Here is a 4,964-nt window from a genome sequence, read left to right on the forward strand (position 1 = left end):
GCATCTGGAACGCGGACCCCGGCGAGCGGAACGACATTGCCTTGCGCAGCCGCGCGTTCTCGACGCAGTTCTGCGCCTCGAGCGCGATCGCGGCCGCACCGACGCCGGTCAGGATCGCGCCGGAGCGGCCGACGAATCTGAACCAGGACTGTCCGGGCGACGGCGGACTCAGATAGCGCAGCGTCACGCCGAGCGGCCCCCTGCAGAGCAGATAGGCGCCGTAGTCGTCTTCCTCGTCGCCGCGCGCGCTCAGGGGAATTGCGTTGGCCTCGGTGCGACGACCGAGGTCGAGACCGATCTTCGCGGCGATCTCGGCCGCCTTGGTCTCGCACTCATCGGCCCGCGTCGGCGCGCCAACCGCGGCCGCGAGCAACAGGATCAATCCGAGACGGCGCCGCATGGCTTTTCCCAATCAGCGCTCCCCGGCCTCGAAGGCCAGCAGCACATTGCCGGGCTCGCCGCTCCACTGCACGTAGCCGGCGTTGACGTAGAGCATGCCGTCGGCGACCACCGGACCGGGGCCGTCGATCGCGCCGCCATGCGCCTTGACGCCATTCACGGTGGCGAAGTCGCGCACGGTGTCGAACTCCCAGAGCAGATGCGCATCCGACGTCGCATAGGCGCGCAGATAACCGCTCACGCCGCCCAAGAAGACGACGCCGGGAATCGCGGTGACCGCCGCCGACAGCGCCGGGCTGCACAGGGGGCGGTCGCCGCAGGGGACCGGCGGCACCTGCATCGTCACCTTTCCGTTGGCCAGATCGAGCCCGAACAGGCCGCCGCCGGCCTTGGGATCGAGACTCATGGTGCCGTCATGCGAGAACCGCACGTCGGAGTTCGCGACATAGACGCGATTCTGATCGGCCGCGGAGCCCCACTCGCTGCCGCCCAGCGGGCCGCCCTTGCCGACCCGAGTCTGCCAGAGGATCTTGCCGTCCCGGTCGGGATCGAAGGCGTGAACGACTCCCGATTTCTGTCCGATCACCACCACGCGCCTGCCGTCGGGCAGCGTCTTCAGGATCGGCGACTGGCCGAAATCATGATCGGGACCGTGGTCCTCGGGACAGTTGCTCTGATTGGCGCCGTAGCAGGCGACGACATAGGCGTCCTTCGAAGTGCCCTGCCGTTTCCAGAGCATCCGGCCAGTGGCGAGATCGAACGCCAGCACGGCGTCGCTGGTGTCGGCGGGCGGGTTCGAATAGGAGTTGCCGGTCGCGACATAGAGCGCGCGGCGCTGCGGATCGATCGTCGGCGCGGACCAGACCGACGCGCCCGAGGGCCCGAAAAGCTGGGTACCGGCGACATTCCTGCTGGTCGGATGCGGCTCCTCGGGGATCGCATAGGCCTTCCATATCTGCCGCCCGGTGGCGGCCTCCAGCGCCACCACGCTGCCGCGGAAGGTACAGCACTGGTAGGACGGCGCAGATCCCGTCGCCTCCTCGATCGATGAGACGGGCACATAGACCACGCCGTCGAACCAGACGGGCGCACCGATGATGCGCGCCGCCGGGTGGTTTTCCACCTTCGTCTTCCAGATCAGCTGGCCGGTCAGCGCGTCGAGGGCATAGGCGCTGGCGCGCACGTCGCCGAAGAACACGGCCGACCGGCCGGCATCGAGCGAGGCGAAGCTGATCGCGCTGCGGACGTCCGCATCGGGCTTGAACGTCCACAGCGTGCAGCCGCTGCGCGCATCGAGCGCGTGCACCTTGTGATCGGTGCCGCCGACGAAGAGGATTCCGCCGACGACGCTCGGCTGCGCATTCGCCGTCGAGGCCTTGTCGAAGCCGAACGCCCATTTCAGCCGCAGCCGCGGCACTTGTTCCGCCGTCAGGCCGGCCATGTCGGCCGGCTGGAAACGGCTGTTGCCGAGATCGGCGCCCCAGCCGTTCCAGCGCGGCCCGTCGAGCGGGCGCGAGAAGCTGGCCGGATGCTGCAGACAGCGCCCCGTCGCATCCATCGCGCTGGCGGACGCGGGCGCAGCCTGCCCCGTGACGTAGGCGGCGATCGCGCTGCGCTCCTGATCCGTGCGCCCCTGGGCAAAAGACGCCATGCTTCCGCTGGTCAACGCCTGCATGACATGCGCGAACGACATCGCCTGCATGACGCGGCGGGCGGGGACGCGCGCCTCGGGACCGGCCGCGTCATGGCATTGCGCACAATGCTGCGCATAGAGGGCCGCACCATCCTGTTGCGCGGCGACGGGCGCAAATGACCAGATCAGGACGACGGCTGCGGCGGCGCTCGGTCTCATCAGGACATTCCGACGTTGGAGCCGGCGAAGGCTGTGCTCGTTCGCGCAAGCGCGAGCCTATCGCGAACCCGTGCCGCCGGGCAACGGACGAGGCTGGCGACAACCATCCGGTCACCTCCGGTCACGCGGGCAGGTCGGCGAGCCGCCACAGCCCGAGGCTCTTGTCCTGCCAGCCGCCGCCTTCATCGCAGCGCTCGTTGATCAGTTCGCGCGGGGCCGGCCAGGAGAACGGCGGCTTCTCGAAATTGAGCGCGCGCCAGTCGCCGTCCTCGCAATCCTCGTTGCGATCCCATTCGGGAAACGTGGTGGTCAGCAGGTAGCTGGCGCCGGAGGCCCGGAAGCCGTCGACCGCGCGCGCGATGTTGGCAAAGCTCAGATGCACGAGGCAGTCGCGGCACAGGATCAGGTCGGTGCGCGGCAGCGCGTCGCGCGTGATGTCGGCGGTGACGAAACGGCCCGCCAGTTCACCGCTCGCCACGCGTCTGGTGTTGGCCTCGATCAGGGCCGGCACGATGTCGAGGCCGACATAGTCGACGCCGAGCCGGCAGAGGGAAATCCAGCCGGCGTCGCCGCAGGGCGCGTCGAGGAGCGAGCGGACGCCGAGACACTGCAGCAGCGGCGGCAATTCCGCGCGGATCGCCGCGGTGGCGCGGTCCTCGGAGCCGAGCCCCGACAGCGAGGTCGGCGCGCCCCACAGATTGGTCGCGGCGATCCGCTCGAACCGCGCGGCGAGATCGAGGCCGACGAAATTGTCGCGGTCGGCGGCAAAGCGCTGATGGGCGAGCACGGCCGGGCGATTGGCGGGCATCGGACAAGAACCGGACTCTGGTTTTCATCGCGGATACACTATACCGTCAGCCGTGCCGGACCAGAATTGTTCCGACCCCATGCGGCCGACGACTGCCCGAGAGAAAATCAGGATCACCGCCGGCGCCGCCGCGGCGCTGGTGACGACGGGCCTGCTGTTTGTGGTCGCCTTCAGCCTGCTGCTGCCGTGGTGGTGAGAGGCGCCAGCGCGCGTGACATGAAGACGGTATCAAACCCCTTCCAGGAGACGCGCTCTTCGACGTTCCAGCCGAGTCGCTGGTAGAAGCCCGCGGCAGAGATCGTGTAGAGGAAGAGCCGGCCGAAGCCACGAAGGCGGGCCTGCTGCTCGATCGCGCGCACCAGCGCGGCGCCCGCCCCGCAGCGCCGATGCTCCGGCGCCACGTATAGTCCGGCGAGCCAGGGCGAGACCTGATGCAGCGGCTCGATCTCCGAGGGCACCAGAAGGCAGGTGCCGACCGGCTCGCCGCCGCGCTTGGCGATCAGGGCGACTTGATGGGTCTGGTCCGCAGCAAAGCTTTCCAGCGCGCGCAGTTCCTGCTCGAAGCCGGCATCGAGCACCGCAAACGCCTCCGCGCGCCAGCGGGCGCAGATCGCGAGTTCGGGCGTGCCGGGATGGACGATGAAGGTCCGGATGTCGGTCATGTCTGCGCGCGCCGGTTCAGCCTTCGCAAACGCATCGATCGCCTCGATGCTGTGCGGGCGCGACAGCTCTACACGCAAACGCCCACGGCTTCCACGGCGCGCGACCCGGAACCAATCCGCCGACTTGCCCGTTGTCGGAGCATGAGCATCAGGGAAGACGACCGAAACATCGTGCTGCTCGCAACCGTGACGCTGTGCTGCATCGCCGTGGCCGGAGCGGCCGCGCTGGTCGAGCCGGCGCAGACACAGGCCCGCGACAAGTCGGTCACCGCCGAGAGACAGATCGTCGCCGCCGAGCCCTCGGCGGTGCGGGTGGTCGGCACGCCGTTCGTGCCCAACGTCAATCCGCGCGAGCGCTAGAAGCCCTCTACTTCGGCGAAGCCCCGGCACCCTCGTTCGGCCGATCCAGTTCGCGCGACAGCTCCTCGACGAATTGCATCAGGCGCCGGCGCTTCTCCGGCGGCAGCGTCAGATAGGCGCGCACCAGCCGCAGGCCCAGCGCTTCCTCGGATCGTTCGCTGCCGCGTTCCATGGCCGCACTGTAGGGGCCGTCGGGAAAAATATGCAATCCCCTGCCTGCGCGCTTGATTCCGCGCAGCCGCTTTGCTGGAATGGCCGCGGCTGAGGTGGACCATGAAATGGATGAGGGAACGCGACGCACTGATCGCGCAGACATTGGCTTTCGTCCAGTCGGTGACCGGCAGGAAGGACGGCCCGCAGCCGGTCGGTGAGACCCCGGCCCTGCCGCCGGCCTCGGTCGTGGACGTCGCTTCGCTGTTGGCGATCGGTCCCGCCGACACGATCGGGCAGTCACCCCGTGACCGGGCCGTCCCCCCGGACCCGCAGCCGCCCTTCCAGGTCCTGCCGCCCCGGACCTCGGGCGAATTCCGCAACGAGTTGCTGGCGCGGGTGGCGAACTTTCGCAAGCATCAGGAGCGCTTCGAGCGGGAGCGCGAAGATTATTGTGCGGCGACGATGAACAGGCTGCGCGCCGCGATCCGCGACGTCCAGGTCAGGCCACCGGCAGAAAAATAAGGCGACCCCAGTCGCGCGCTACAGCCACGACCAGACCAGCAGCAGGTTGGCCGCACAGGCGCCAAACAGCGCCAAGGTGAGCGGCAGGAGCATGTGCCCGCAGGAGGTCTTCAGGTCGGTCGTCATGGCCGGAAACATCCGCTGATTCCAGCCCGGGAGTCCCCGGGATTCTTTTTCGGAGGATTCAGGTCTCGTTTACGACTCGCGG

General features: G+C 68.6%; 7 protein-coding genes. 2 read left to right on the plus strand and 5 right to left on the minus strand.

Going from position 1 to position 4,964, the window contains the following annotated elements; genetic code table 11:
* From KGM94_RS23405 to KGM94_RS23420, 4 genes are all read right to left on the minus strand, one after another.
* On the minus strand, positions 1-400 hold a 400-nt coding region (locus KGM94_RS23405; RefSeq protein WP_300264569.1), incomplete at its 3' end, for a hypothetical protein.
* A gap of 12 nt (positions 401-412) precedes the next feature.
* On the minus strand, positions 413-2,251 hold the full coding sequence (locus KGM94_RS23410; RefSeq protein ID WP_300264571.1) for a PQQ-binding-like beta-propeller repeat protein: 1,839 nt from the start codon (positions 2,249-2,251) through the stop codon (positions 413-415).
* 121 nt (positions 2,252-2,372) lie between these two features.
* Entirely contained in the window at positions 2,373-3,059 is a 687-nt protein-coding gene (locus KGM94_RS23415) for a class I SAM-dependent methyltransferase (RefSeq protein ID WP_300264573.1), read from the minus strand.
* Positions 3,060-3,229: 170 nt separating this feature from the next.
* Positions 3,230-3,721 (minus strand): GNAT family N-acetyltransferase, encoded by a 492-nt coding sequence (locus tag KGM94_RS23420; protein WP_300264575.1) that lies wholly within the window; start codon positions 3,719-3,721, stop codon positions 3,230-3,232.
* A 141-nt stretch (positions 3,722-3,862) separates the two neighbouring features.
* Between KGM94_RS23420 and KGM94_RS23425 the strand changes: the two genes are divergently transcribed.
* Positions 3,863-4,081, plus strand: a complete 219-nt coding sequence (locus tag KGM94_RS23425; RefSeq protein ID WP_300264577.1) for a hypothetical protein — start codon at positions 3,863-3,865, stop codon at positions 4,079-4,081.
* A gap of 7 nt (positions 4,082-4,088) precedes the next feature.
* On the opposite strand, the gene KGM94_RS23430 is transcribed toward KGM94_RS23425, so the two are convergent.
* The gene (locus tag KGM94_RS23430; RefSeq protein WP_300264581.1) at positions 4,089-4,289 is read right to left on the minus strand and encodes a hypothetical protein; all 201 of its coding nucleotides are present in this window, start codon (positions 4,287-4,289) and stop codon (positions 4,089-4,091) included.
* A gap of 74 nt (positions 4,290-4,363) precedes the next feature.
* Here KGM94_RS23430 and KGM94_RS23435 point away from each other — a divergent pair, with 74 nt between their 5' ends.
* A complete protein-coding gene (locus tag KGM94_RS23435; RefSeq protein ID WP_366526269.1) occupies positions 4,364-4,756 on the plus strand; it encodes a hypothetical protein in 393 nt (130 codons plus the stop codon).
* Positions 4,757-4,964 lie beyond the last annotated feature (208 nt).

Source organism: Bradyrhizobium sp., from assembly GCF_028868675.1.
Lineage (GTDB): Bacteria > Pseudomonadota > Alphaproteobacteria > Rhizobiales > Xanthobacteraceae > Bradyrhizobium.